The sequence below is a fragment of the Arthrobacter sp. NPDC057009 genome, from assembly GCF_042673905.1.
Taxonomy (GTDB): domain Bacteria; phylum Actinomycetota; class Actinomycetes; order Actinomycetales; family Micrococcaceae; genus Arthrobacter.
This window is the reverse complement of sequence record NZ_JBHUSB010000004.1, coordinates 1-25,939: the sequence shown is the minus strand read 5'-3', so window position 1 is coordinate 25,939 and position 25,939 is coordinate 1. Positions and strand designations below refer to the sequence as shown.

At 68.3% G+C, this 25,939-nt stretch carries 21 protein-coding genes; 10 read left to right on the top strand and 11 right to left on the bottom strand.

Translation table 11 applies throughout. The features are described from left to right. Nucleotides 1–177: 177 nt before the first annotated feature. Complete coding sequence (gene rsmI / locus ACFTR6_RS05830) at nucleotides 178–999, bottom strand: 16S rRNA (cytidine(1402)-2'-O)-methyltransferase (protein WP_076803493.1); 822 nt, start codon at nucleotides 997–999, stop codon at nucleotides 178–180. Between the two features lie 233 nt (nucleotides 1,000–1,232). On the opposite strand from rsmI, the gene ACFTR6_RS05825 reads away from it, so the two are divergent. Both ACFTR6_RS05825 and ACFTR6_RS05820 read left to right on the top strand, forming a co-directional pair. Further along, entirely contained in the window at nucleotides 1,233–2,939 is a 1,707-nt protein-coding gene (locus tag ACFTR6_RS05825; protein WP_377957214.1) for a dolichyl-phosphate-mannose--protein mannosyltransferase, read from the top strand. A gap of 55 nt (nucleotides 2,940–2,994) precedes the next feature. Then, nucleotides 2,995–4,824: an AMP-dependent synthetase/ligase gene (locus ACFTR6_RS05820; RefSeq protein ID WP_377957213.1), complete on the top strand. Its 1,830-nt coding sequence runs from the start codon at nucleotides 2,995–2,997 to the stop codon at nucleotides 4,822–4,824. Between the two features lie 38 nt (nucleotides 4,825–4,862). Here ACFTR6_RS05820 and ACFTR6_RS05815 read toward each other — a convergent pair whose 3' ends face one another. Next, the gene (locus ACFTR6_RS05815; RefSeq protein WP_377957212.1) at nucleotides 4,863–6,149 is read right to left on the bottom strand and encodes a TIGR01906 family membrane protein; all 1,287 of its coding nucleotides are present in this window, start codon (nucleotides 6,147–6,149) and stop codon (nucleotides 4,863–4,865) included. Nucleotides 6,150–6,305: 156 nt separating this feature from the next. Further along, a complete protein-coding gene (locus tag ACFTR6_RS05810; RefSeq protein ID WP_377957211.1) occupies nucleotides 6,306–7,298 on the bottom strand; it encodes a stage II sporulation protein M in 993 nt (330 codons plus the stop codon). A gap of 68 nt (nucleotides 7,299–7,366) precedes the next feature. On the opposite strand from ACFTR6_RS05810, the gene ACFTR6_RS05805 reads away from it, so the two are divergent. Next, nucleotides 7,367–8,179, top strand: a complete 813-nt coding sequence (locus tag ACFTR6_RS05805) for an RDD family protein (RefSeq protein ID WP_377957210.1) — start codon at nucleotides 7,367–7,369, stop codon at nucleotides 8,177–8,179. A gap of 48 nt (nucleotides 8,180–8,227) precedes the next feature. On the opposite strand, the gene ACFTR6_RS05800 is transcribed toward ACFTR6_RS05805, so the two are convergent. The 4 genes from ACFTR6_RS05800 to ACFTR6_RS05785 all read right to left on the bottom strand — a co-directional run bounded on the left by ACFTR6_RS05800 (nucleotide 8,228) and on the right by ACFTR6_RS05785 (nucleotide 11,907). Beyond that, nucleotides 8,228–9,460 (bottom strand): Ig-like domain-containing protein, encoded by a 1,233-nt coding sequence (locus ACFTR6_RS05800; protein ID WP_076798359.1) that lies wholly within the window; start codon nucleotides 9,458–9,460, stop codon nucleotides 8,228–8,230. 163 nt (nucleotides 9,461–9,623) lie between these two features. After that, nucleotides 9,624–11,105: an adenosylhomocysteinase gene (ahcY, locus tag ACFTR6_RS05795; protein ID WP_377957209.1), complete on the bottom strand. Its 1,482-nt coding sequence runs from the start codon at nucleotides 11,103–11,105 to the stop codon at nucleotides 9,624–9,626. Nucleotides 11,106–11,157: 52 nt separating this feature from the next. Beyond that, nucleotides 11,158–11,397 carry a Trm112 family protein gene (locus ACFTR6_RS05790; protein ID WP_076798361.1) on the bottom strand — a complete coding sequence of 80 codons (240 nt, stop codon included), beginning with the start codon at nucleotides 11,395–11,397 and terminating at the stop codon, nucleotides 11,158–11,160. A 126-nt stretch (nucleotides 11,398–11,523) separates the two neighbouring features. After that, entirely contained in the window at nucleotides 11,524–11,907 is a 384-nt protein-coding gene (locus ACFTR6_RS05785; RefSeq protein ID WP_377957208.1) for a DUF3499 domain-containing protein, read from the bottom strand. Between the two features lie 144 nt (nucleotides 11,908–12,051). On the opposite strand from ACFTR6_RS05785, the gene ACFTR6_RS05780 reads away from it, so the two are divergent. Beyond that, nucleotides 12,052–12,564, top strand: coding sequence for a metallopeptidase family protein (locus ACFTR6_RS05780; RefSeq protein ID WP_087873282.1), 513 nt, complete (start codon nucleotides 12,052–12,054; stop codon nucleotides 12,562–12,564). 65 nt (nucleotides 12,565–12,629) lie between these two features. Here the strand turns inward: ACFTR6_RS05780 and ACFTR6_RS05775 are convergent, their stop codons facing one another. The 3 genes from ACFTR6_RS05775 to ACFTR6_RS05765 are packed head-to-tail and all read right to left on the bottom strand — an operon-like array spanning nucleotide 12,630 to nucleotide 18,239. Next, complete coding sequence (locus ACFTR6_RS05775) at nucleotides 12,630–14,312, bottom strand: DUF5719 family protein (protein ID WP_377957207.1); 1,683 nt, start codon at nucleotides 14,310–14,312, stop codon at nucleotides 12,630–12,632. Beyond that, nucleotides 14,305–17,652 carry a glycosyltransferase gene (locus ACFTR6_RS05770; RefSeq protein WP_377957206.1) on the bottom strand — a complete coding sequence of 1,116 codons (3,348 nt, stop codon included), beginning with the start codon at nucleotides 17,650–17,652 and terminating at the stop codon, nucleotides 14,305–14,307. Before ACFTR6_RS05770 ends, ACFTR6_RS05775 begins: the two co-directional genes overlap by 8 nt. 29 nt (nucleotides 17,653–17,681) lie before the next feature. Then, nucleotides 17,682–18,239: a WhiB family transcriptional regulator gene (locus tag ACFTR6_RS05765; protein ID WP_076798364.1), complete on the bottom strand. Its 558-nt coding sequence runs from the start codon at nucleotides 18,237–18,239 to the stop codon at nucleotides 17,682–17,684. 350 nt (nucleotides 18,240–18,589) lie between these two features. Between ACFTR6_RS05765 and ACFTR6_RS05760 the strand changes: the two genes are divergently transcribed. Beyond that, entirely contained in the window at nucleotides 18,590–19,288 is a 699-nt protein-coding gene (locus tag ACFTR6_RS05760; RefSeq protein WP_377957205.1) for a TIGR03089 family protein, read from the top strand. Nucleotides 19,289–19,292: 4 nt separating this feature from the next. Here ACFTR6_RS05760 and ACFTR6_RS05755 read toward each other — a convergent pair whose 3' ends face one another. After that, a complete protein-coding gene (locus tag ACFTR6_RS05755) occupies nucleotides 19,293–19,859 on the bottom strand; it encodes a GtrA family protein (RefSeq protein WP_377957204.1) in 567 nt (188 codons plus the stop codon). 198 nt (nucleotides 19,860–20,057) lie between these two features. Here ACFTR6_RS05755 and ACFTR6_RS05750 point away from each other — a divergent pair, with 198 nt between their 5' ends. Genes ACFTR6_RS05750 through ACFTR6_RS05730 form a run of 5 tightly spaced genes read left to right on the top strand, consistent with a single transcriptional unit; the run spans nucleotide 20,058 to nucleotide 25,767 of the window. Beyond that, nucleotides 20,058–21,251 carry a 5-(carboxyamino)imidazole ribonucleotide synthase gene (locus ACFTR6_RS05750; protein ID WP_076798367.1) on the top strand — a complete coding sequence of 398 codons (1,194 nt, stop codon included), beginning with the start codon at nucleotides 20,058–20,060 and terminating at the stop codon, nucleotides 21,249–21,251. Continuing rightward, entirely contained in the window at nucleotides 21,248–21,835 is a 588-nt protein-coding gene (gene purE / locus ACFTR6_RS05745) for a 5-(carboxyamino)imidazole ribonucleotide mutase (RefSeq protein WP_076798368.1), read from the top strand. The genes ACFTR6_RS05750 and purE overlap by 4 nt, the downstream gene beginning before the upstream one ends. A 9-nt stretch (nucleotides 21,836–21,844) precedes the next feature. After that, complete coding sequence (locus tag ACFTR6_RS05740; RefSeq protein ID WP_377957203.1) at nucleotides 21,845–23,512, top strand: LCP family protein; 1,668 nt, start codon at nucleotides 21,845–21,847, stop codon at nucleotides 23,510–23,512. Between the two features lie 35 nt (nucleotides 23,513–23,547). After that, nucleotides 23,548–24,798: a mannose-6-phosphate isomerase, class I gene (gene manA, locus ACFTR6_RS05735; protein ID WP_076798370.1), complete on the top strand. Its 1,251-nt coding sequence runs from the start codon at nucleotides 23,548–23,550 to the stop codon at nucleotides 24,796–24,798. Nucleotides 24,799–24,804: 6 nt separating this feature from the next. Next, a complete protein-coding gene (locus tag ACFTR6_RS05730; protein WP_377957202.1) occupies nucleotides 24,805–25,767 on the top strand; it encodes a lipid II:glycine glycyltransferase FemX in 963 nt (320 codons plus the stop codon). Nucleotides 25,768–25,939 lie beyond the last annotated feature (172 nt).

Here is a 25,939-nt window from a genome sequence, read left to right as displayed (position 1 = left end):
GGCTTGCCGCCGCCTGCCGCCCGCTGCTTGCTTGGCTGGATTAATGCCACGGTACTGCCCGCGTCTCGGCAGTGTCTACGCATCCGCGCACTGCCCGTCCGGCCATACGTTGTGCAGCTGCACAGCCGCTCTCCTCCCCGCCAGCGGCGGGCAAAGAGGCCCCAAAGGAGCTGTAAATCACCGGGCAGCGAGCACGGCGGAGTACAGTTCCCGTTTGCTTACCCGGGTCTCTTCGGCAACGGCGGCCACGGCTTCCTTGAGCCGGACGCCCTTGGCCACCAGTTCGTTGACGGCGGCGACGCCGTCCTCCGGGGATCCGGGCGCCCGCTCCGGCGCGCCCGCCACCACGACGGCGATTTCTCCGCGCACCTCATTGGCCTCTGCCCACTGCAGCATTTCCCGCAGTGAGCCGCGGAGGACTTCCTCGTAGGTCTTGGTCAGTTCCCGGCAGACCGCCGCACGCCGGTCCGGGCCGAAGCGCTCGTGCAGCGCCCGCAGCATGGCCTCGAGCCGGTGCGGTGCCTCGAAAAAGACCATGGTGCGGCGTTCGGCGTCGAGATCCGCAAGCCTGGCAGCCCGTTCGCCGGCCTTCCGCGGCAGGAACCCTTCGAAACAGAACCTGTCGGTGGGCAGGCCGGACAGAGCCAGGGCGGTAAGGACGGCTGACGGGCCGGGGACGGCCGTGACCGTGAGGCCGGCGGCCACGGCGCCTTCGACCAGCCGGAAGCCGGGGTCGGAGACTGCGGGCATGCCGGCGTCGGTGACCATGACAAGTGTTTTTCCGGAGCGGACCTGTTCCAGGAGTTCGGCGGTCTTGGTGGCCTCGTTGTGCTCGTGGTAGCTGATGATGCGCCCGCTCACGGCGACATCCAGGCTCTGCACGAGGCGGTGCAGCCGCCGGGTGTCCTCGGCCGCCACGATGTCCGCCGTCGCCAGCAGCTCCACCAGCCGGGAGGAGGCGTCGCCCACGTTGCCGATGGGTGTTGCCGCCAGGACGATCCGCCCCGGGCCGCCGCCGCGAAGGTCCTGTTCCCTCCGTCCGGCTGTGCCCGCGGCCGGTTCTGAACTGCCGGAAGCGTTTGCGTTGCCGGACGGGTCGGAACTGCTGTCAGGGGCGGTGCTCGGTTCTTGGTCCACGGATCCAGCCTACTGCGGCCCGGCCAGCTCCCGGGCCGTTCCCCCAAACGGTTCCCCAAACCGGTCTGCCAAGCCGCAAACGGTAGCATGGGCTCGTGACGCAGACCTCCGTGCGGCCTGACGGGGCCGAACCAGCAAGCACCCGGCCTTCTGCACCCCCCACGGAAGGCCGCGGTCCGCACGGGAAGCGCTGGATCAGCCGTCCCTCGGAAGCATTCACGGCAGATGCCCTCACCCGGCGCCTGATCGGCGGCATCCGGACCTGGCGGGACTACCCGCCGTCGCTCCGGCTGTGGTTCTGGCTGATTCCTGCCCTGACGGCAGCGGTGGGAGGGATCCTGAGATTCGTCCGGCTGGATGTCCCGCGCAGCCTCGTGTTCGACGAGACGTACTACGTCAAGGACGGCTATTCGCTGCTGGTGAGCGGCTATGAGCGCAGCTGGCCGGACAAGGCCAACGACGCCTTCATTGCCGGCAACCCCAACGTGCTGCTGGACACCCCCGAGTATGTGGTCCACCCGCCCGTCGGCAAATGGATGATTGCTGCAGGCATGTGGCTGTTCGGGGCGGACAACCCCTTCGGCTGGCGGTTCGCCGCCGCGCTGACCGGCACCCTGTCCGTCGCCCTTCTCGCGCTGATCGCCCAGAAACTCTTCGGCTCGCTGGTCCTTGGTGCGGCTGCCGGGCTGCTGCTCGCCGTCGACGGGCATCACCTCGTCCTGTCCCGCACGTCGCTGCTGGACATCTTCCTGATGTTCTGGCTCCTGGCGGCGTTCGGCGCCCTGCTGCTGGACCGCGACGACGGCCGGCGCCGGCTGGCTGCAAGGCTCGGCAGGCAGGCGGCGGCCTCGCCCACCGGCAGGCCATCCACGCTGCAGCTGCTGTCCGGGCCGTGGCTGGGCGTCCGCTGGTGGCGGGTCGTGGCGGGCATCTGCCTGGGCCTGGCCGTCGGCACGAAGTGGTCGGCACTGTTCTTCCTGGCCGGCTTCGGGCTCCTGACGGTGTTCTGGGACCTAAGCGCCCGCCGGATCGCCGGCATCCGCGGCTGGATCAGCGCCGGAATCATCAAGGACGGGCTCCTGGCCTTCGTCAGCATGGTGCCCGTGGCCGCCGTGACCTACGCCGCCAGCTGGACCGGATGGTTCCGCTCCACGGATGCCTACTACCGGCGGTGGGCGGAGACGAACCCCAGCGCGGAATGGGGCTGGCTGCCGGACCCGGTGCGGTCCCTGGCCCACTACCACCTTGAGGCCTACAAGTTCCATCAGGGGCTCAGCTCCGAGCATCCGTACGAGGCGAGTGCCTGGAGCTGGCTGGTGATGGGCAGGCCCACCTCGTTCTTCTACGAGTCCCCCAAGCAGGGCACCCCGGGCTGCGACTTCGCCACCTGCACTTCGGCCATCCTGTCCGTCGGCAACCCGCTGATCTGGTGGAGCGCCGCCATCTCACTCGTGGTCCTGCTGTTCTGGTGGGCCGGCAGGCGCGACTGGCGCGCCGGCGCCGTACTGGCCGCCGTCGCTTCCGGCTACCTGCCGTGGTTCATGTACCCGGAACGCACCATGTTCTTCTTCTACGCGGTGTCCTTCGAGCCTTTCCTGGTCCTGGCTCTCGTGTACTGCCTGGGCCTGGTACTGGGGAAAAGCACCGATCCGCCGTGGCGCCGGCGCTCCGGACTGTACGGCGTTGCCCTGTTCCTGGTGGCCGCCGTGCTGGTTTCGGCCTTCTTCTACCCCGTCTGGACTGCCGAGATGATCACGTACCAGGACTGGCGGCTCAGGATGTGGATGCCTTCCTGGATCTGAGGCACGATTGCAGGTGGAACCCGGACGTGACGATCGACGAAATGGAGACCCGCCTGTGAGGGAAGCAAGCACGGAACTGATGGTTGCGCTGGAGGACAGCAGCAACGTCACCGACCTGCTCCTGGACTGCTACCGGAACAATCCTTCACACGCCGTCTACGCCCGCCGGGACGCCAGCGGCTGGCAGAACATCACAGCCGGGCATTTCCTGGACCAGGTCACCGCGCTGGCCAAAGGACTCATAGCCGGCGGTCTGGCACCCGGGGACACCGTCGCCGTCCTCTCGGCCACCCGTTATGAGTGGACGCTGGTGGATTTTGCCATCTGGTTTGCCGGGGGCGTGACCGTCCCCATCTACGAAACTTCCTCGGCGAGCCAGGTGGAGTGGATCCTGTCCGACTCCGGTGCCGGCCGTGTTTTCGTGGAGGACCGCCAGAAGGCGGGGCTGCTGGAGCAGGTCCTGGCGGCCTCCAGCGTCCTAGCCGGCCGCCTGGTGCCGGTGGTCCGGATGGATTACGACGGCGATGCCCCCAACCTTGCCAGCCTCGCCGCCGCGGGGGCCGGGGTGACGGACGCCGAACTGGAGCGGCACCGCTCGGCCGCCGCGCTTTCGGACGTGGCCTCCCTCGTCTACACCTCCGGCACCACCGGCCGGCCCAAGGGCTGCGAGATCACGCACGGGAACTTTGCCCTCGTGGCCAGGAACATCGTGGCCTTCCTTCCCGAGCTGCTGCAGCAGGAGAACGCCAGGACCCTGATGTTCCTGCCGCTGGCCCACGTGCTGGCCCGGGCGGTTCAGGTGGTCTGCCTCACGGCCGGAGTGACGCTCGGCCACACCTCGGGAAACGCGCAGCTCCTTGATGACCTGCGCACCTTCAAACCCACCTTCCTGCTGGCTGTGCCCCGCATCTTCGAGAAGATCCGCGCCGGGGCGGAACAAAAGGCGAAGGACGCCGGGAAGTCGCGGCTGTTCACTGCAGCCTCCCGGGTGGCGGTCCGGTACTCGGAAGCGCTGGATTCCGTTGCACGGGGCGAGGGCGGCGGCCCTGGCGTCGCCCTGCGGGCACAGCACGCGCTGTTCGACCGCCTCGTCTATCCCCGCTTGCGCCAGGTGTTCGGCGGCAGCATGAAGTACGCCGTTTCCGGGGCAAGCCCGCTGAACGCGCGCGACGCACACTTCTTCAGGGGTGCGGGGATCACCGTGCTCGAGGGCTACGGCCTGACAGAGACCACGGCGCCATGCACAGTGAACACCGCAGGCCTGACCCGGGTGGGCACGGTGGGCATCCCGGCGCCGGGCACAACCATCCGCATTGCCGAGGACGGCGAAGTCCTTGCCAGGGGCATCGGCGTGTTCAAGGGATACCACGCCAATGCGGCGGCTGACGCCGAGGCGTTCACGGATGGCTTCTTCCGCACCGGGGACCTCGGATCCCTCGACGCCGACGGGTTCCTCACCATCACCGGGCGCAAGAAGGACCTGCTGGTCACTGCCGCCGGCAAGAACGTTGCCCCCGGACCGCTCGAGGAGAAGATCCGCGAACACCGGCTCGTGGGCCACGCCGTGGTGGTGGGTGACGGAAAGCCGTTCGTCTGTGCCCTGGTCACCCTGGACCCGGAGGGCCTCGAGCACTGGTGCAGGGAGCGCGGCGTTCCCGTGCCAGGATCCGCCGAGGCCTGCGCCGATCCCGCCGTGCGCAGTGCCATCCAGGAAGCGGTGGACGGTGCCAACAGCCTCGTCTCCAAGGCAGAGTCCATCCGCAAGTTCCGGGTCCTGGACGCCGCCTTCTCCGTGGAGTCAGGCCACCTGACGCCCTCCCTCAAACTCAAGAGGGCCGCCGTCGTCAAGGATTTTGAGGCAGAAATCGGGCAGCTGTACGGCTAAACGCAGCTGTACGGCTAACAGGCGTCGCCGCGGGACCGCTACAGGTTGGCGGGCCGTACGGTGGCCGGCTCCGGAGAGTCATCGGCACCGGCTTCATCCTCCGCTTTTTCCCCTTTGCGCCCCTTCCGGACGGGAGCCAGTCCGCGGCGCCTGCGGGTGGGCCAGGTCAGGATCAGCGTCACCACGGCCGTAACCAGGACCAGCGCGGCGATGACCAGGCCGGCGTCAATCCAGAACTGGCCGGGGAAGAGCCGGATCAGCGTATCCTCCAGCGCAAATGTCCAGGAGCCGGCGGCGAAGAAGATGCGGTGGAACTCGGTGAAGAACTGCTGCCAGCCGAGGACGGCCAGCGTGCCCAGGCCGATGATGAGCACCAGCGTCACAATGGAGCCGGCAAACAGACCCCGGCGCACTCCCCCGGGGGTGCGGCGCCGCAGGTAGATGATGGCAATGATGCTGATCAGGATGAGCAGGGCACCGGCTCCAAACGCGGACAGGATGACGAGCTTCACGTCGGCCATGTGGCTGACCTCGCCGTCCTTGAACAGCTGTTCGCCGCTGCGGTTAACCAGTTCGCCCAGGTAGCGCGGACCGGACCAGTTGCTCAGGTAGTCCACGGCGTAGGAGCCGTAGGTCATGCGGTCGTCCGAGTTGAATCCGTAGCCGTCGCCGGGGAAACCGGGCCGGTGGTACTCGGCCCAGAGGAAGAGCGGACTGGTCACGGCGCGCACGGCCAGGACCAGGAGGATTATGGGATAGAAAATGGCCAGCAGGACCTGGAGGAAACGGGGCAGCACCGGCTTGGCCCTGGCCGCCTGCTCGCGTTCGGCGTTCCGGCGTTCCACTTCCTCCTCGGGCGGGCGGACCTGGAGGGCGGACGTGGGCAGTGGTTCACTGTAGGGCTTTGGTTCACTGTAGGGCTTTGGTTCGCTGTACGGCTTTGGTTCGCTGGTCGGCTTTGGTTCGCTGAAGTGGGCGCCCGCGAGCGCGGATCCAGCCCGGGCCGGCCTGTCCGCCGCGCTGCTGCCGGACCCGGTGTTCCGGTCTGCTGCCGCATCCTGGTCTTTTTCAGCGTTTTCGGCGGCCGCCGCCTCCGCAGCCTTGCGGTCGGCACGGCTTTCCGGCTGGGCTCCGGCTGAAGCTTCCTCCGGACGCGCTGCAGAGGGGCTGGCCCCGTCCCCCTCGGCGGCACGGGCTGCAGGGGCTGGCTTCATCCATTCAAACGCCGGCTCGTCGGTGTCCTCCGCGGGATCCAGCGCAGGGCTCGCCGCCGGATCCAGCCGCGGATCAAGGCGTCCGGACGGGGTCGGAGAATTGTCTTTCACTGCAGCTTCACTTCCGTAGGCGTCCACGCACTGTCGTACCGGGATAAACCGGGGCCAGGCAGCGCTTCGTATCTCCCCAAGAGCCTACCGTCAGCCACTCCGGCACCGCGATGTGCCACCCCGCCGCCTGCGGGAATTATCGGCCGGCAGTCATAATCATGCTGCAAGTTCTGTATGGCCGGCGTCCTGGCTGCCCAGGTCGCCCCGGGCTCCGCTGCGGTAGGCCCGTGCACCGCAGACCAGCACATACAACCAGTATGCGGCCAGCACCGCCGCACCGATACTGATTTTCGCCCACACCGGCAAGGTGCTGGGCGTTACGAAGCCCTCCACGAGGCCGGAGACGAAGAGCACCAGGACCAGGCCAAGCGCCACCGTGATCATGGACCGTCCCTCTGCCGCGACGGCGCGGGACCTGGTCCGGGCGCCCGGCGACACCATGGCCCAAAAGATCCGCAATCCGGCAGCACAGGCCACGAACACCGCCGTCAGCTCCATCAGCCCGTGCGGCAGGACGTAGCTGAAAAACACGTCGGTCTTGCCCACTGCAGCAAACATACCGGCGGCCACCCCCACCCCCTGGGCATTGGTGAACAGGATCATCGGCACCCAGAATCCGGTGATGCCCAGGGCCACCGCTTGGGCACTGATCCAGGCGTTGTTGGTCCAGACGGCCCCGGCAAACGACGCCGCGGGGTTCTCCGAGTAATAGTCGATGAAGTCCTCTGTCACGTACCGCTGGACCTCCGCTTCCGAGGCGACAGCGCGCAGGGCCTCGGGCGAGGTGCCGATCCAGAGGGCGTAGGCGAAGCCAACAAGGCAGAACGCGGCGCCGCAGGCCACGGTCAGCCACCGGATCCGGTACAGGGCGGCCGGAAGCGCCAGAACGAAAAACTGCGCCAGGTCTTCCATGAAGTTCGACCGGGCACCGGTGAAGCGGGTCCGTGCCTGCGCCAGGGAGGCGGACAGGGACGCCGACAGCCCGCTCTCCGGCCCGGTGGAGCGCAGCAGGGAGAGGTGGGCGGAGGTCACCTGGTACAGGCGCAGCAGCTCATCGGCGTCGGCCCCGCTCAGGCGCCGCTTGTTCGCCAGGTCATGCAGGCGCGACCAGGTGTCCGAGTTGACGGCGGAGAAGGCGTCCATGTCCACGCTCCTACCCTAGCCTGCGGGGAATAGACTTTAGGCGACCGGTGGCCGATCAACGTACGGGGCAGGAATTGACTCCACTCATCACAGGCGAGGCAGTCGTCCTTGAGCTCCGCCCGGCGTCTTTCGCTGCCCGCGCCCTCGGCCTGGTGCTCGACGTCGTGGTGCAGTCCGCGCTGCTGATAGGCATACTGACGGCGGTGGGCGCCGCCCGCGATGAGCTGGACGCCGCCGCTGCCGGGGCGCTCACCCTGGTCAGCGTGGTGTTGTGCTTCGTCATTGTTCCGGCCACCGTGGAGACCCTGACCCGCGGCCTCTCGCTGGGGAAACTGGCGGCCGGCCTGAGGATAGTACGTGACGACGGCGGGGCCATCCGGTTCCGCCACGCTGTCATCCGGGCGCTGATCGGCTTCCTGGAGATCTACCTGACCTTCGGCGGTGTTGCGATCGCCGTCGCCCTCTTCGACGGCAGGTCCCGCCGGCTGGGGGACATCGTGGCCGGCACCTACTCGCTGCGTCGCCGGGTTCCGGTGGAACCGGCCATCGTCCCCCTCGCCCCGCGGCACCTCGCTGCCTGGGCGGGAGCGGCGGACATCGGCCGGATTCCGGATGCACTGGGCCGCCGGGCCGCGCAGTTCATGCGCCAGGCTCCGCGGATGTCCCCGCTGTCCCGCAGCGGCATGGCGGCAGCCCTCGCCACCGAAATGTCCGGATATGTGGCCCCGTCCCCGCCGCCCGGTACCACTCCCGACGACTACCTCGCTGCCGTGCTGGCCGAACGGCGCACGCGCGAACTGCGCCGTCTTAGTGCGGCACGGGCGCAAAGCAACCGGATCGGTGAACGGCTTCACCGGCTGCCGTTCACAGCGGGGCGGGAGACCTGAAGCGGCCGGTCACGCCAGGCACAGCAGGCCAGCGTTTGGCGAAGAGCCCTAGCGCTTGGCGTACTGGGCCCAGGGAATGTTCCAGTCGCCGTAGCCCTCGAGCGGCTCGACCGGCGGGGCGCCCGTGTTCAGGACCTGGACGACGTCGCCGGACTTCATGTTGTTGAAGAACCAGGCAGCATCCGCGGGCAGCAGCCCGACACAGCCGTGGGAGACGTTCGCAACGCCCACCGAGCCCCACGCCGACTGGAGCGCCTGGTGGACATACACGCCGGAGGACGTGAGCCTGTTCGCGTACTCCACGGTCAGCGGCGGGTAGTAACCCTTGTCGCCCGGCTTCAGGCCGATGCTTCCCGCGTTGAACTTGGAATGCCGCTCCTGCTCCATGATCACGGCGTAGCCGGTCGGGGAAAGCCAGTCGGACCCGCCAAGGGTGACGGGGGCGGTCCTGACCAGTTTGCCGTCGAAGTAAACCTTCATGGTCTTGGTGTTGTCGTCCACCACGGCGAGGCGCTGCTGGCCCACCTTGAACTGCACCTTGGCGTTGAAGTTGCCGATCATGCCGTTGCCGAAGTCCACCCCGAAGAGCTTCATGTCCACGGTGACCTGGCTGTTGGACGCCCAGAACTTCTCGGGGCGGATGCGGGCCTTCTGGTCCGAGTACCAGTGCCAGGCGACGGGCTGCTTGGAGGAGACGCTGATCTTGACGGCCTTTTCCACCGCGGCCTTGTTGGTGACGGGCTCACTGAACACGATGTCGATCGGCTGCCCTGCGCCGACGGTGGAGCCGTTCTCGGGGTACACGGCGGCGTCCGCTTCATTGGCGGGCTCCACGGTGGTGAAGGTCTGGGCCTTCTTGGTCTCCCGGCCCGCCTCATCCACGATGGTGTAGCTGTAGCTGTAGGGTGTGTTGAACTGCAGCGGGTCCACGGCCGTCCACGTGCTGCCGTCGGCGCTCACAGTGCCTTGGACGGGCTCTCCCCCGGCGGCCGGCACCAGCACAACGTCCTGAACGCGGCCGTTGACGGCCTTCACTGAGGGCGCCACCGCGGGATTGACGCCCTTGGCGCCGTCGAGCGGAGTCACGCCCAGTTCCACAGCCTTGACCACCGGGCTGGCGAGGCCCGGTTCATTGCGGACCGGGCTGGAGGCCTCGGATTGGGGTGTGGGGTTTGCCCAGCCAGGGGCGGTGGCGACGCCGATTCCGCCGGCAGCAACCGCAGCGCAAATGGCGACGACGGCGATGATTTTGCCGGTTTTCCGGTTGTTCTTTTCCGTCATGACTGGTTTCTCCGTGTCCCACCGGGCTGCCGATCGGCATCCGTCCGTGTGCCCAGCGGTAACGCTGACCAGTCAATTTTATCGCACGGCAGTGCTGCGCCTGACCCGGCGGCCACGGCGCGCCGGGCTGCCAGGGTGGAGGGCGCGCCGTAGCCGGTGACTGTCAGTAGCGGTAGTGATCCGGTTTGAACGGGCCGGCCACGTCCACGTCCAGGTAGTCGGCCTGGTCCTTGGACAGCTCGGTCAGTTCAACGCCGAGGGCGTCGAGGTGAAGCCGCGCGACCTTCTCGTCCAGGATCTTGGGCAGTACGTAGACCTGCTTTTCGTATTCCCGCTCGCCTTCGGGCTGGTCCTTCTTGGTAAACAGTTCGATCTGGGCGATGGTCTGGTTGGCGAACGAGTTGCTCATGACGAAGGACGGGTGGCCGGTGGCGTTGCCCAGGTTCAGCAGGCGCCCTTCGGACAGGACGATGATGGACCGCGCGTCGTCTGCCGCGTCGCCGCCGAAGACCCATTCGTGGACCTGGGGCTTGATCTCGACCTTGCGGATCCCGGGGATCCGGGCGAGGCCGGCCATGTCGATCTCGTTGTCGAAGTGGCCGATGTTGCCCACGATGGCCTTGTTCTTCATGCCCGCCATGTGCTCGGCCATGATGACGTCCTTGTTGCCCGTGGTGGTGATGAAAATGTCGCCCTGGTCCAGGACACTCTCCAGCTTGGCCACCTGGTAGCCATCCATGGCTGCCTGCAGCGCACAGATGGGGTCGATTTCGGTGACGATCACGCGGGCGCCCTGGCCGCGGAGTGCCTCGGCGGCGCCCTTGCCCACATCGCCGTAGCCGCAGACGACGGCGACCTTGCCGCCCATGAGGACGTCGGTGGCCCGGTTGAGGCCGTCCGGAAGGGAGTGCCGGATGCCGTACTTGTTGTCGAACTTGCTCTTCGTCACGGAGTCGTTGACGTTGATCGCCGGGAAGAGCAGCTTGCCCTGTTCGGCGAGCTGGTACAGGCGGTGCACGCCGGTGGTGGTCTCCTCGGTGACGCCGTGGATGCCGGCCGCGAGGCGGGTCCACTTCTTCGGGTCCTCGGCCAGGGTCCGGCGCAGGACGTCCAGGACGATCCCGTATTCCTCGGGGTCGTTGGCTGCCGGGGCGGGAACGGCGCCGGCAGCCTCGAATTCCACGCCTCGGTGCAGCAGCAGCGTGGCGTCGCCGCCGTCGTCGAGAATCATGTTGGGGCCCAGCTCAGGGTTCGTGTCAGCACCCGGCCAGGTGAGGATCTGCTCAGCCGTCCACCAGTATTCCTCCAGCGTTTCGCCCTTCCAGGCAAACACGGGAACGCCCTGCGGGTCTTCCACGGTGCCGGTGCCAACCACGACGGCGGCAGCGGCCTCGTCCTGCGTGGAGAAGATGTTGCAGGAGGCCCACCGGACCTCCGCACCGAGTGCGGTGAGGGTCTCGATGAGGACTGCGGTCTGCACGGTCATGTGCAGCGAACCGGCGATCCGGGCGCCCTTGAGGGGCTGGCTGGGTCCGAATTCCCGGCGCAGCGACATGAGGCCCGGCATCTCGTGCTCGGCGAGGCGGATCTGGTGGCGCCCGGCCCCGGCCAGGGAGATGTCGGCAACCTTGTAATCGAACGTCATGGGAATCCTTTGCTGTATCCGGCGTCTAGCCTTGTGCGGTGCTGGCTGGGTGTTAGGCGGTGGGGGCGGCCGCTGCGGGGCCGCCGTCGTGCTGGTCCGACCGGGCGGCCGTTGCGGCGGCGCGAAGCTCCGGCGGAAGCAGCAGCGGGATGCCGTCCTCGATGGCGTAACGTACCCGCTCGCCGGTCTCCGCCGCCGACGTTGAGACGAGTTCCTCGCCCTCCTGGGTCAGGGCCGATCCGGTGACCGGGCACCGCAGGACGGACAACAGTTCAGGACTGATCTTTGGCATGGTGGATGCTCCCTGCTGGGCACAAGCGCGATGGCTGACGGAATTCAGCTTCCAGCCTACCGCCAGTTCGGTACGAGGATGGTTTGCGAACGGCCGGGACGGCTCCCGGGGATGGTCCGCACGGAATCAGGAGGGTCCGCGCAGGATGCGCAGGTGGCCGCGGCGGGTGCCCTCCGTTGCGGCGGGTGCCTCCAGCGCCGAGTGGGCGGCGCGCTGACCCGGGGCCGGGGACGCCGGGCGGGACGCAGCCTCACGGACGGCGTCGGCCAGGGCCAGAAGGTCGTCTGGACCCGGCTGGGGCGGCTGCGAAGGCATGGCCAGGCGGAGCACTTCCCAGCCGCGCGGCACGGTCAGCGAACCGGCGTGCTGCTCGCAGAGGTCGTAGCAGTGCGGCTCCGCGTAGGTCGCCAGCGGGCCGAGGACGGCGGTGGAGTCCGCGTAGACGTACGTCAACGTGGCCACCGCGGACTGGCGGCAGGCTGATCTTGAACACTGACGTATTGCACCCACGAAAACACAGAATACTCCGCCCCAGGCAGATTTCCCGACATTGACGGCGGCCCGCGCCACGGCGGCGGGCCTGCCGGCGCCACGACGGCGGGGCTCCGGTCCGGTTATGTCGCGCAAATCATTTGGCGGGTCTAGAGTCTGTATATGCAGTCATCGCACCACTCTTCGGGTTTCACGGTCCGGTTGGCTGACCCGGATTCGCCCCGGGACGCTGCCGGGGTTCCTGCTGGCCGGAGCTTCGCCCAGCGCCGGCGCAACCGGCACGGCCGCGGCCTGCGGGGCGAACTGCTGCTGCCCACCCTCCCCGGTTACCGGAGCCGCTCGGACCGGTTCGATGAATTCGTGATGGACTCCGCCCAGCGGCTACACGACATCTGGGGCAAGCCCCTCGACGGCGTCCGGTTCGCCGTCGATGAGATCCCGCCGAACCTCGAACAGCTTCTGGCCGAGCGCTCACCCGCGCCGCTGGGCTGCTACACCCCTGCCACCGAGGATGAGGGGCCCATCATCACGTTGTACCGCCGCGTGGTTGAGCAGGCCTGCCCGGTCAAGGAGGAGCTCCAGGACCTGGTGCATGATGTGGTGGTGGAGCACACCGCCGAGATGCTCGGCGTGGCCCCGGAAACGCTGGACCCCGTCTACCGCCGGCGTTACTAGCGCGGCGCCACTAGCGGCCGGTCCGAAAACACCAGGGCCGGTCCTGAAAACCGGGCGCACCCCAGCTAGTAGCCCAGCGTCACCGGTACTTTTTCCTGCCCCTCCGCGCCCGGGGTTATGGCCACCGTGGAGATGTCGTTCCGGCCCTCCCGCTCCAGCAGCACCGTGCCGTAGGCCGCTCCGCCGGAAGCGGACACCAGGTAGCCGACGACGGCCGAGTTCCCGATCCGGTCGGCAGCCTTGAGGGCGGTGGTAGTGCCGGCGGCGATGTCCGCGGTGGCCGCGGTACGGAGTTTCCCGTCGACCGTGACCGGCGTATAGGAAATGGTCGCCCTGTCATCAAGGGCTCCGAAAACCAGCAGCCGTTCCCCGCCCTGGGGAAGCGGGACCACGTGCTGGCTGCCCAGCTGGGCGGACGCGGGCGACCAGGCGAAATCCAGGCTCTGGCCGGCCTTCAGACCCCGGCTCACCCGGGCCGCGGCCACGATGCTGACATCGGAGGTGGCCGAGACCGTGTACTGGCCGGCGGGCACTCCGGCCAGTGGCACCTCCGTGACGGTGCCGGCTTTGGCGGTGACCACGCCTCCTCCCGGGAGTGCCTGCTGCCCGGCCCGGCCGAACAGCTTGACCTCCACCACGGCGTCCGACGGGCCTGGCACGGTGATCTGCAGCGACGGGCCGGCGTCGTCGAACCCGGATTCTCCGGTCAGCGACTTCACGTCCCCGGCGTCCTGGATGTCGATGCCCGTCATCACCTGGGAGGGACCGGCGGATATCCCGGGCGCAATGAAGTCGACGCCGCCGGAGGTCAGCCCGCGCAGCACGCTTTGCTGGATGAAGCCGCTGACGGGGCCGCCGGAGCTTCGGACGTGCACGCTCAGCAGTTCTTCACCGGGAGCGAGACCGGCCAGGACGATGGAGCGGGTCGTCTTGGGTCCCACGAGCAGGCCGCGGCTGCCTGAGGCCTTGATCTGGCCGGCCTTCCCGTAAAGCTCAAGGTTCACGGTTGCGGGCGTGGTGGAAGCGTTGGTGAGGTTGAGGACGCTGCTGCGGCCCAGGGCTGTGTTGGCGCCGCTAAGCCAGAGGTCGTTCGACGGCGTCTGGCAGGCGGCCGCTGCAGAGCCCTGGAGGTCCCCGTCCGTCGCCGTATAGGCCATGAGTGCTGCCGCCGCAGGCTGCCGGTTGGCCAGGGCGTCCGCGGACAGGACGCTGACGTCTTCCACGGTTTCCCCTTCGAGGGCCGCGGCGAGCAATCCGGAGGAACCGGCCGGAGCCGTGGCAGAGCCGGGCGCCTTGGCAATCCGCTGCAGCTCCGACCCCTTCAGCGCGGAAAGCGCACTGCCGGGAAGACTGCCGCCCGCCGAGCTGACCACCAGGGCGGACACAGAGCTTTTGGCCGTGGCGGATTCGGGGCTGAACTGGGGGTCGGTCCCCACCGGGGTTCCCTCGAGGAGCCGCGCCGGGGCAGGGCAGACATCCTGGACGCTTCCGGCCGGAACGGCCGCTTTCGCCACGCCGAGCGGCCGGGCTGACGACGGCTGCGGCGCCAGGGCTGTTGCCGCAACCAGTCCCCCGCCGGCGGCAAGGATGACGGCGCCGGAGAGCAGCCCGGCCGCCACGCCGCGGCGGCCGCCTATGCGGCTGGCCCCGCCGGGCCGGCCACCGGAAGCCTTGCTTTCGGTAGCCCCGGCTGCCGGGCTGATGCCCCGCTTAGCGGCCTTTCCGCCGTCGTTCTCTTCCTCATGCATTCTGGTATTCCTTACGCAGGGCGCCTTCGTCCCTGGACAGGCCGGTGTTGGGGCGCCGTGCCGGCATTGGCAGCGCCAGCAGGACCGTCAGGCCAATGACGGCGGCCTGGAGGATGCCGGACCAGAGCGCCCAGGGGCTTTCGTACCGGACTGTCACCTGGCCGGCCTGCGGAGGCAGCGTGAAGGCCTGGGACCAGCCGGAGGTGGTGGACGTCAGTTTGCGGCCGTCGAGCCAGGCGGTCCAGCCGGGATCCGCCCGCTCGGCGAGCACGAGCAGCCGGCCTTCAGGTCCTTTGGGGACCTCGGCCTGGGCGCCGGTCAGATCCGAGCGGACCAGCCCGATGGTGGCACCCTTGCTGTCGACGATGCGCACCCGGTGGGCGACGTCGGCGGGCTGCAGGACGGCGTCGTTCAGCGGTGTCACCCGCCAGAGCCAGCCGGAGTCAGTGGGCCCGACGGCCGTCAGCCCGGGAACCGCGTCCATCCGGCTGGCGGTCAGCTGAGCCGCCGTGTCCGCGGCGCGCAGGACGATGAATCCGACGCCGAGCCGCTCCAGTTCGGGCCGCGGGTCGACGCCGCGGGCAGCCACCAGGGTGGCCACGCTGGTGCGCAGCGCAGCGGTGACCTCATCGTCGTCGCGGACCGCTTCCTGCCCGGGTGTGCCCAGGATGTCCCGGGCCGCCGCGATGGCTGAGAGGCTGTCCAGTGTGGTGCCGCGTCCGCGCATGAGGGTGGCGCTGTAGGTTCCGTCCTCGCCGGTGCTGATCAGCAGTGTCCGGGTCTGTTCCGGCCCCTCGCCGCGATCCACCGCGGTGGCGGGCAGCACCCGCGGGTCCGTGGGACCCACGAGCCGTGGCGTTCCGAGGTGGGCGGTGCCGGCCTGCACCGTGGCATCGGCCGGCTGCACCACGTTCTGCACGGTCCACGCCGCCAGCCCGGCCAGCGGTCCGGCGAGCAGGAGCACCAGGACCAGCACCGCAGTGACGCGGGCCGCGGTAGCGCCACGCGTTCCCCGGGCACGGAGTTGGCTGTCCGGACCGGAGCCGGCAAGCGTCAGCAGGCCGTCGCCTCCGATGACCGCTGCCGCGAGCAGCGCGAAAACGGCGGCGGACACGGCCGGACCGGTGAACGGCACCACGAGGGCCTGCGCGCCGGCGCCGGTGGCGACATGGGCTGCCAGCCAGCCGCCGGCCAGCGCCAGCAGCGCCACGGCCCAGAGGACCCGGGCCACACGGCCCCGGCGGTCCGGGTGGACCCGGAGCGGAACAAAGAGCGCGGCAACAGCCAGCGCCAGCAGCGGCACCCCTACCAGGAGGGCCAGCAGGAGCGCCCACGGGACGGAGCCGCCGGAAAAGAACGCCAGCCCGGAAAGCCCGCCGGCGGGGTCGAAACTGAGCGGCTGGCCCAGGATCTGCTGCCACACCGGGGCGGCCTCGAAAGGCACGGGCAGCCCGGGGTCAGCAAGCAGCGCCCTGGGCCGGTCCAGGGTGGACAGGGCAAACGGGACGAACAGTGCAGCACTCGGCAGCAGCGCCCACCAGAGCGTGCGTCCGCGTTTCCGCAGCAGCAGGCTCAGGAGGATGATGACGGCGGCGGCCGGCAGCAGGAGCGACGGTGCGGCGGCGGTGATGACCGCCAGCGCCAGCCCCGCAGCTGCGGCTGCCGTCCAGGACGGCGTGCCGTTGACCCCGGGCTTGGCCGGTGGCTGGTCAGCGAGGCTGCCGGCCGGCACCGGGGCGAAGCGGCCGCGTCCGACGGCGGAGCCGGTGGCCCGCAGCAGCGCGAGGACCAGCAGCGGCATCATGAGGTGGGCCAGCAGCGCTCCGACGCGCCCCTGGTTGACGGCCACCTGCAGGGCCGGCGCCGCCGCCCAGACCAGCGCAGCGGCCAGCCGGAAGCGGCGGTAGGAGGTCAGGGCTCCGGAAGCGAACCAGGCAGTCAGTCCGGAGAGCGGCATGGCCAGCAGGAGCAGCCAGACGACGGCGCCGTTCGCGTTGCCGCCGCCCAGCAGGCCAAGGATCCACAGGACGTAGTCGAACGGATCGCCGTGGCCGGGAAGTCCTGCGCCCAGTCCGATCCACCAGCTGGAGGCGTGGTGCCAGATGTCCTCCAACCGGGCAGAGACCGGCAGGAGCGCCCCGCCTCCAGCGGCGTCTGCCTGGAAAAGCGCGGCCAGGCCGGCGAAGGACGCCGCGGCGGCAATGATCACGGCGGCGACGGCCCCGTTGCCTACCCAGCCCCGCTCGCTCGTGGACAGGGCTGCAAAGTCGTCCGTCGAGTCGCCGCTGGGTTGTTGCTCCAGCGGAGAATTGCTGTCCTCGGTGGCCCGGGCGTCGTCCGCGCCGAGGGCTTCCATCAGGGAGCGCCGGTGGCCCCAGACTTCGCGCCGTTCGGTCTGCAACGCCTTGACCACGGAGCGGCGGACACGGCGGGTGCGGGCAGCGTTGCGCCGCCCGCGGGCGAGGGCAGCGGGCCTGGCGAGGGCAGCGGCAGTGGCCAGGAGCTGCGAAAAGCCGTACCCGGGATCCTTCACGGCGATGCTGAAGACCAGCCGGAGGAGGCTCCCAAGGAGCGCGCCCACAGCGTGCAGCGGCAGCGCCCAGAGCGGGGCGTGCTTGAGCCGCAGGTGCACCTGTGCCCGGCGCGCGGCGGAGGCGGTGCCAAGGGCGTGCGGCCGGTGCGAGACGTGGAACATTTTCGCGCTGGGAACCACCACCACGCGGTGCCCGGCCAGCCGGTTCCGCCAGCAGAAGTCGACGTCGTCGCCCGTGCCGGGAAGCGCCGGGTCAAAGCCTTTGAGATGTTCCCAGATATCCCGCCTGACCAGCATGCCGGCGGAGTTGACCGCGAACGTGTCGGAACGCCCGTCGTACTGCCCCTGGTCGAGTTCGTCCGCCTCGATCAGCGTGAGCCGCTCGGCCCAGCGGCTGGTGGAAAGCCCGACGTCGATCAGGCGCCGTTTGGCGTTCCAGTCCAGTTGCTTGCAGCCGGCAACCGTGACGGAGGGGGCACGCTCCACAGCGTGCAGCAGTTCGGCAAGGGCCTCGGGCGCCGGCGCCGCGTCATCGTGCAGCAGCCAGATCCATTCGGACCGGTCGCGCGTGCCCTGCGGTTTCCATGGGGCCAGGGCGGCCAGACCGGCCCGCACGGCGGTACCCATCCCCGCCCTGCCGGTATCGGCGGTGGTGACGTTGGCATCGCCGAGGGCGCGCTGCAGGAGCGCAGCCGAAGTGTCCTGTGAGCCGGTATCCACCCCGATCACGGTGTCCGCCGGCCGGGTCTGCGAGGCCAGCGCTGTAAGAGTCCTGGGCAAATAAGCACTGCCGTTGTGGGCTACCACAACGGCAGTGACATGTACTTCCTGAAGAATTAGACCGCTCGCTTCCTCAGCCGTCGGCGCTCACGCTCGGAGAGGCCACCCCAAATCCCGAACCGTTCGTCATTCGACAATGCGTACTCCAGGCACTGCGACCGTACGCTGCATGCTCCGCAGACTTTCTTGGCGTCCCTCGTGGAACCGCCCTTTTCCGGAAAGAAGGCCTCCGGATCAGTCTGGGCGCACAGGGCATCGGTCTGCCACCCCAGCTCGCCTTCGTCGTCGAAATCCTGTCCCAGCGGCAATCCAATCCACACCGGCTGGGCCAGCGTGGTGGGCTCCGGGTTCCGGATCTCCATGGGGGGATCGAGATCGTCCTCGTCCTGCTCCGGCCGTCCGGCCAGGAGGGACTCATTCTGGAGCGCCTCGTGTTGGGCGAGGAAGGCCGTGGCCTGATCCTGCAAAGAGGCAGACGTGCCCACGTTGTACCGCTCTGCGGCGTCCGGGTCGGCCGGATCCACGTACCAGTCACTGGGCACCCCCCGAGACCGGTACTTTGCTGTGGCCTGGCCGGCCACTACAGCATCATCAATACGCTCCGCTTGCCCCATGGCGTCCCCTCCTGAGTAGTGCGGCCCCCGGCCCGACGATCAGGAGACTACTTGGTGTTCCTGAGTGTTCGCCGCGGCTTTTCAATACCTAATTACACGTGTGTAAGTAGTGGGGAGTCAAGCCGCGACGGAATAATAATCAATGCCCGGGCCGATCAGCAGGCGCGCCACGCCCGGGAATTTTTTTCGTCAGCAGGACGGAAGCCGCCCCGAATTTGACAGCAAGCTTAGTATCAGGTTCCGCGCGCGTGCAATTTCGCCAATTTTGCTGCCGCCCGGGACGTTAAGGCAAACGATGTTACAAAATGTTGTGCCGGAGATCACGCGATAAGGCATGGCAAGATGAAGCCATGAACATCCCGGCCACTGATCTGATGACGGCCCTGCGCTCGGGCCACTCCACCTCGCCCCGCCTGACCTGGTACGGGCCTGACGACGAGCGGGTGGAACTGTCCGGCCGAGTGCTGGACAACTGGGTCGCGAAGACCAGCAACCTGCTGCAGGACGAACTCGACGCCGAACCGGGAATGCGGCTGCGGCTGGACCTGCCCGCGCACTGGAAGTCGATTATCTGGGCCCTCGCCGCCTGGCAGCTGGGCATGGAGGTGGTGCTGGATTCCGGCGACGCCGACCTGCTCGCCACCTCCGAGCCGGACAGGGTGGAGGACCGGTTCGACGCCGTCGTTGCCGTTCCGCTGCCGGCACTGGCGATGCGGTGGCCCGGTGATTTGCCCGCCGGGGTCCTCGACTACGCCGCGGAGGTCCGCTCACACGGTGACGTTTTCATGGCCCACAACGATCCCGATCCGGGCTCCTCCGCGGTCCGCAGCTCGAACGGCGGGGCCGTCCTGCACGAAGCCCTGCTGGCGGAGTTTGCGGCGGGTCACGAGCCCAGTGCGAGGCTCCTGGTGCGTGCCGCCGACGGCCTTGAGGCGGCGCTGGCCAACGCCCTCGGCGCGTGGAAAAACGATGGCTCGGTGGTCCTGGTCCACGGCGACGTGGAGCTGACAGAGAAGCTTCTCTCGGCCGAGCGCATCCACGGCGACTGAGCTGCTAGCTGGGCCTGACTGGCCGCTCGGGGTCGTTCATGCCAGGTTCCAGCACCGGCTCCGCCGGCTGGGCAGAGTGGTGGTGCACCTCGATGATCGCGTGGTCGTGTGAGAACTCCGGCTCCTGGTCCAGTTCCTGGTTGAACACGAGGAACCGGTAGGCAAAGAAGCGGACCACCGTGGCCACCAGAATGCCCACGACGCCTGCGGCAAAGAGCATGTTCTTGTCCGTGACGCCCAACGAGTACTTCGCCAGCGCCGTGAACCCGGTGGAGATGCCGATCCCGATGCCGTTAATCAGGATGAACATCAGGAATTCACGCAGGACGTTGGCCTGGCGGCGGTGCCGGAACGTCCACAGGCGGTTGGCGATCCAGGAAAATACGGTGGCAACGCTGGCGCCCACGAAGCGGGCCTTGGCCTCGCTGTCCGTCATGGGTCCGTGCATCAGGTAGTACGTCAGCCCGTTGTCAATGACAAACGCCACACCGCCGACGGCACCGAACTTCGCCACCTCGCGCCAGAAAAGCGAGGCGAGTCCCCGGATGCGCTCTGCAAGTGTGTTAATCATGACCCTCCGTGGCCGTCTGAATAGTGGGGGCCGTTGGGGCCAAGCTCCCATTTTAGCCCCGTTTCCCGGGAGTATCCCCAAAAGCGGGCCCTCCGTGGACCTCCCCATCAGCTGCTTCGCCGCCATAATGCGGCGGCTCAGGGAGCTTCATCGCCGTGAAAGACAGCAACAGCGCTCCTGTTCGGTAGGCTGGAACATGTGACTTTTCCAGTAATCGGCGTGGTTGGCGGCGGCCAGCTTGCGCGCATGATGGCCCCGGCCGCCACTGCCCTGGGCTTTGAACTCCGTATTTTGGTTGAAGGCGAAGACGTGTCCGCGGTCTCCGCTGTCCCCAATGCCCCCGTGGGCGACTACAAGGATCTCGATGCCCTGATGGAATTCTCCAGGGGCCTTGATGTGATGACCTTTGACCACGAGCACGTCCCGGGCGACCACCTCTATTCCCTGATTGAAGCCGGGGTGAACGTCCAGCCCCGCCCGGAGGCGCTGGTCAACGCCCAGGACAAACTGGTCATGCGCGCGGCCATCGACCGGCTCGAACTGCCCAACCCCGAGTGGGCCGCGGTGGACAACGTCGCCGCACTGGTCAGCTTCGGCGACCGGATCGGCTGGCCGGTGGTGCTCAAGACCCCGCGGGGCGGCTACGACGGTAAGGGCGTGCGCATCGTGGGCTCGCCTGAGGAAGCCGCAGAGACCGCCGACTGGTTCGAGGCGATGAGCCCGCTCCTCGCCGAAGCCAAGGTGGAGTTCAGCCGAGAGCTCTCCGCGCTGGTTGCCCGCACGCCGGACGGGGCGTCCCGCGCCTGGCCCGTGGTCCACACCATCCAGGTGGACGGCGTCTGCGACGAAGTGATCGCACCGGCACAGAACATCTCCGTTGAGGTCGCCGCGGCCGCCGAGGACGCTGCACTCCGGATCGCCAATGAACTCGGCGTCACCGGCGTCATGGCCGTGGAGATGTTCGAGACGCCCGGCAGCGGCGCCGGCTTCCTGATCAACGAACTGGCGATGCGGCCCCACAACACCGGCCACTGGACGCAGGACGGCTCCGTCACCAGCCAGTTCGAACAGCACCTCCGCGCGGTTCTGAACCTGCCGCTCGGTGCGACTGACGTGCTGGGCCAGGTCGCCGTGATGAAGAACTTCCTGGGCGGCGACAACCAGGACCTCTTCTCCGCTTTCCCGGCCGCCCTGGCGACGGAACCGGCCGCCAAGATCCACTGTTACGGCAAGTCCGTGCGGCCCGGCCGAAAGATCGGCCATGTCAACCTGGTGGGCGCATCCGCTGCGGATGTTGACTCCCTCCGGCAGCGCGCCACCACCGTGGCTAACATCATCCGTGACGGCAAACTGCCCGCCACGGCAACAGGCACCACCGAGGAGACCCCATGAGCCCCGAATCCGCTGCTGCACCGGAAGCCGGCGGCCCCTCCCCGCTTGTAGGCCTCGTCATGGGGTCGGACTCGGACTGGCCCGTCATGGAAGCCGCGGCTGACGCCCTGGCCGAGTTCGGCATTCCGTTCGAGGCGGATGTTGTCTCCGCCCACCGCATGCCCACCGAGATGATCCGGTACGGACAGACGGCGCACGAGCGCGGCCTGCGTGTGATCATTGCCGGCGCCGGCGGTGCCGCCCACCTGCCGGGCATGCTGGCGTCGGTCACTCCCCTGCCGGTGATCGGTGTTCCGGTGCCGCTCAAGACCCTGGACGGCATGGATTCCCTGCTCTCCATCGTGCAGATGCCGGCCGGCGTACCGGTGGCCACGGTCTCCATCGCGGGGGCACGGAACGCGGGCCTGCTCGCGGTCCGCATGCTGGCCTCCGGCACGGACGACCTCTCCGCCCGCCTCCGCACGCAGCTTCTGGAGTTCGCCCAGGAACTGAACGATGTGGCGAGCCGGAAGGGCGCCAACCTGCGCCAGAAAGTCAACGAGGTCTTCTCCGAGACAAACGTGGCTCTCCGGAGCAGCCGATAGGGATCTGCCATGTCCAACACCGAACTGCCGTCCCAGGGCCTCCTGACGGATCCCGTCCGCAACCCGTCGAGCGCTACTGAACCTGTCCGCACCAAGCGTGCGTTCCTGCTGATCCTGCTCACGCTGCTGGTGCCCGGCAGTGCCCAGATCGTGGCCGGGGACCGCAAGCTTGGCCGGACCGCCCTGCGCGTGACGCTCAGCGCCTGGCTGCTCGCCGTCCTGGCCCTGGTACTGCTGTTCATCAACCGGACCCTGCTGATCAACATCATCACCAATCCGGTGGCCTCGCTGCTCATCATCCTGGTCCTTACCGCCCTGGCGGTGGGCTGGCTGGTGCTGTTCATCAACACCCTGCGGCTCATCCGGCCGGTGCTGCTGCCCGCCCGGACGCGTCCCGCCGTCGTGATTGCGCTTGTCCTGGCCATGGTGGCCAGCAGCGGATCGCTGGGCTACGCCGCCTACGTGCTCAACGTGAGCCGAAACGCGATCGGAAGCATCTTCAACGCCGGACCGGCCATCGACCCGGTGGACGGGCGCTACAACTTCCTCATGATGGGCGGCGACGCCGGGGCGGACCGCACCGGGCGCCGGCCGGACAGCCTGTCCGTGCTGAGCGTTGATGCCGAAACCGGCCAGACGGCCATCATCTCCGTGCCGCGGAACCTGCAGAACGCGCGGTTCAGCGAGGGCTCGCCCATGCTGCAGGTCTATCCCGACGGCTACAACTGCGGGGACGAGTGCCTCATCAACGCCATCAACACCGAGGTCACCAACGAGCACAAGGACCTGTACCCGGGCGTTGCAGACCCCGGCGCGCAGGCCACGCTGGAAGCGGTGTCCGGCACACTCGGCATCACCGTTCAGGCGTACGTGCTGGTGGACATGGACGGGTTCGCCAAGCTGATTGACGCGATGGGCGGCATCCGGATCAAGGCAGGCGGCTGGGTTCCCATCAGCGGCGACATGGTCGACGAGGCCAACGGCATCCACGGCATGCCCCTGGGCTGGATTCCCGCCGGCGAACAGAAGCTCGACGGCTACCACGCCCTCTGGTACGGCCGCTCCCGCGAATTCGTGGACGACTACGCCCGGATCCAGCGCCAGCAGTGCGTCCAGCAGGCCATGCTGAAGCAGCTTGACCCCGCCACCCTGCTGGCCAAGTTCGAGGACATCGCCAATGCCGGCACCAAGGTGGTTGACTCCAACATTTCCTCCAGCCAGCTCGGAAGTTTCGTGGACCTCGCCATGAAGGCCAAGGGCAAGGACATCAAGCGGCTCACCATCGGGCCGCCGGACTTCGACGCGTCCTTCTCCACGGTGCCTGACTTCGATATCATCCATGATCGGGTCCGGAAGCTCCTCGCTTCCGCCAGCTCCGAATCGTCGCCGGCCGCGGCACCGGCCGGTACGGTACCGGATGGCACCGCACCGGCCGACACCGTGCTGCAGCCGGGCTCGCTGCCCGGCAACGGGCTTTCCGCCGCGGGCCCCCTGGCGGGTCTTCCGGCCACCACCCCGGCGCCGGCACCGTCGTCGCCGTCGGACTTCACTCCGGTGACCACCACCCCGGAGGGCGAACCGATCACGGAAGAAATGCTGAACCAGTTCAAGCGTGAGGGCAACGAACAGGCCATCCGCGACCTGGTGGCCACGAACGGCCAGTGCGCACCGCTTTGAACAACACGTACAGCAAAAGAGGGGGAACACCAGGCGTGTACCAGATAGAAAATATCCTGCGTCCGTATGCGTGGGGATCGACGACGGCGATCGCCGGCCTGCTGGGCCGGCCGGAGTCCGGCGGTCCGGAGGCCGAGCTGTGGATCGGGGCGCATCCTGACTCGCCGTCGGTGGCCACCCGGCCGGACGGCACAACGACGCCGCTGGACGCACTCATCGCTGAAGACCCGGAACACTTTCTGGGGGCAGCTTCGGTGGCCGAATTCGGTCCCCGGCTGCCGTTCCTGGCCAAGCTCCTGGCCTCGGCGAAGCCGCTGTCGCTGCAGGTCCACCCGAGCCTTGAGCAGGCCCGTGCCGGTTACGCCCGCGAAAACGCCGCCGGCATCCCGGCCAACGCAGCGAACCGCAACTACCACGACGACAACCACAAGCCCGAGATGATTTTCGCGCTGACACCATTCGAGTCGCTGTGCGGCTTTCGTGACCCGGAGAAGTCCCGGGACATCTTTCTGCACCTGGCCGGCTGCCTCGAGCTTCCGGGGGACGGCGTCCCGCAGGTGCTGAAGGCGGTGATTGACGACCTCTCGCAGCCCGACGAGGCCGCAGCGCTTCGTTCGGCGTTTGAACGGCTGATTGCGGGCGGCGAGGACGTCCGGGAGGCGACGTCGCGGGTGGTCGACGTGCTGGCCGCGGGGGCGCCCATGGCGCCCTATCAGCGGGAACTGTCCACGGTGCTGAGCCTTAACAGCGAGTACCCGGGCGATCCCGGCGTGCTGATCTCCCTGCTACTTAACCGGCTGTCCTTGGAACCCGGGGAGGCCGCCTACCTGCCAGCAGGCAAGGTCCACGCCTATCTGCACGGGCTGGGCGTGGAGGTGATGGCGTCCTCGGACAACGTGCTCCGCGGCGGGCTGACGCCCAAGTTCATCGACGTTCCCGAGTTGCTTAACACGATCAGGTTCGAGTCGGTGGACTTTCCCATGCTCCAGAGGGAGACGACCGAACTTGGGCAGGAGCTGTACCGTCCGCCGTTCCGGGAGTTCCAGCTCCAGAGGATCGAGCTGCAGCCGGACGGTTCGCCGGTTCCGCTGGCGCAGTCGGGCGCCGCGGTGATCATCGTCATCGCCGGTTCGGTGTATCTGGACTCGCCCAAGGGCGACCTGCAGCTGGACCGCGGGGCAAGTGCCTTCCTGCCGGCCTCGGACGAGCCTGTCAATGTCCACCCGGTGTCCGGGTCCACGGAGAACGCCGTGGCCTTCGCCGTGACCACATCCATGAGGACCTAAATTACTGTGGAGTACTTCCTGCAAACGAAAGCCTGGGAGGATTTCCAGAAGTCGCTGGGACGCCGGGTGCACCGGCAGTCCGGGCCCGGCTGGAGCTTCCTGGCGATCGAGGAAAAGAACCCGGCCGGCAAGGTGCTGTACGCGCCCTACGGGCCGGTGGCCGAGTCGGTGGCGGCCTTTGACGCGGCGCTGACGGCCCTCCGCGGGCTGGCGAAGTCCTGCGGCGCCGTCTTTGTCCGGATCGAGCCGGCGACGGCCGGCCTCGATGCCGGCGGCGCCGCGGACCAGTTGCGGAGCCGGGGCCTGCAGCCTGCCCCGGTGAACCAGCAGCCCGAGCTGAGCTGGATCGTGGACCTGGACCGGGACTTCAAGGAGGTCCTGGCCGACATGAAGCCGGTCAACCGAAACCTGTACCGGAACATCCACAAGAAGGGCGTCACGTTCCGCGCCACGCAGGATCCGGCAGACATCCGGGTCCTCCTGAATTTCCTGCACATGACGGCGCGGCGAAACGGGTTCAAACCGCAAAGCGACGAGTACCTGACGCAGGTGGCCGAGTCCCTGATGCCGGCCGGCGCTGCGACCCTGTTCATCGCCGACCTCCACGGCGGCCCGGTGGCGGCAGCACTCGCGTACGACTCCGCGGACACCCGGACGTACGCCCACGCCGCGATGGACGACACCCACCGCAAGCTCAGCGCGGGCATTCCACTCCTGGTGACCCTGATGGCCGATGCCCAGGAAAAGGGCCTTAAGCACGTGGACCTGTGGGGCGTGGCCCCGGCCGACCAGCCCGACCACAAATGGGCAGGTTTCACCGCGTTCAAAAAGTCGTTCGGGGGGCGCGAGATCGCGTACCCCGGAACATGGGACCTGCCCGTCAACCGGCCCCGCTACGCGGCCTACCAGCTGGCCCGCAAACTCCGCGACCGCATCAAGTCCCTCATCCGGCGCCCCTCTTCCTCCTGACCGCGCTGGGCGCGAACGTACACTTGTGGCCCCTCGCCGGAGCGCGAACGTACACTTGTGGCCCCCCGATGGAGCGCGAACGTACACTTGTGGCCCCGCTTTACCCCCCAACCCGGGCCACCCCAGTTAGTTCGGGCGCGCGGCCGGGGTTTTGGCGGTGGGTAACAGACCC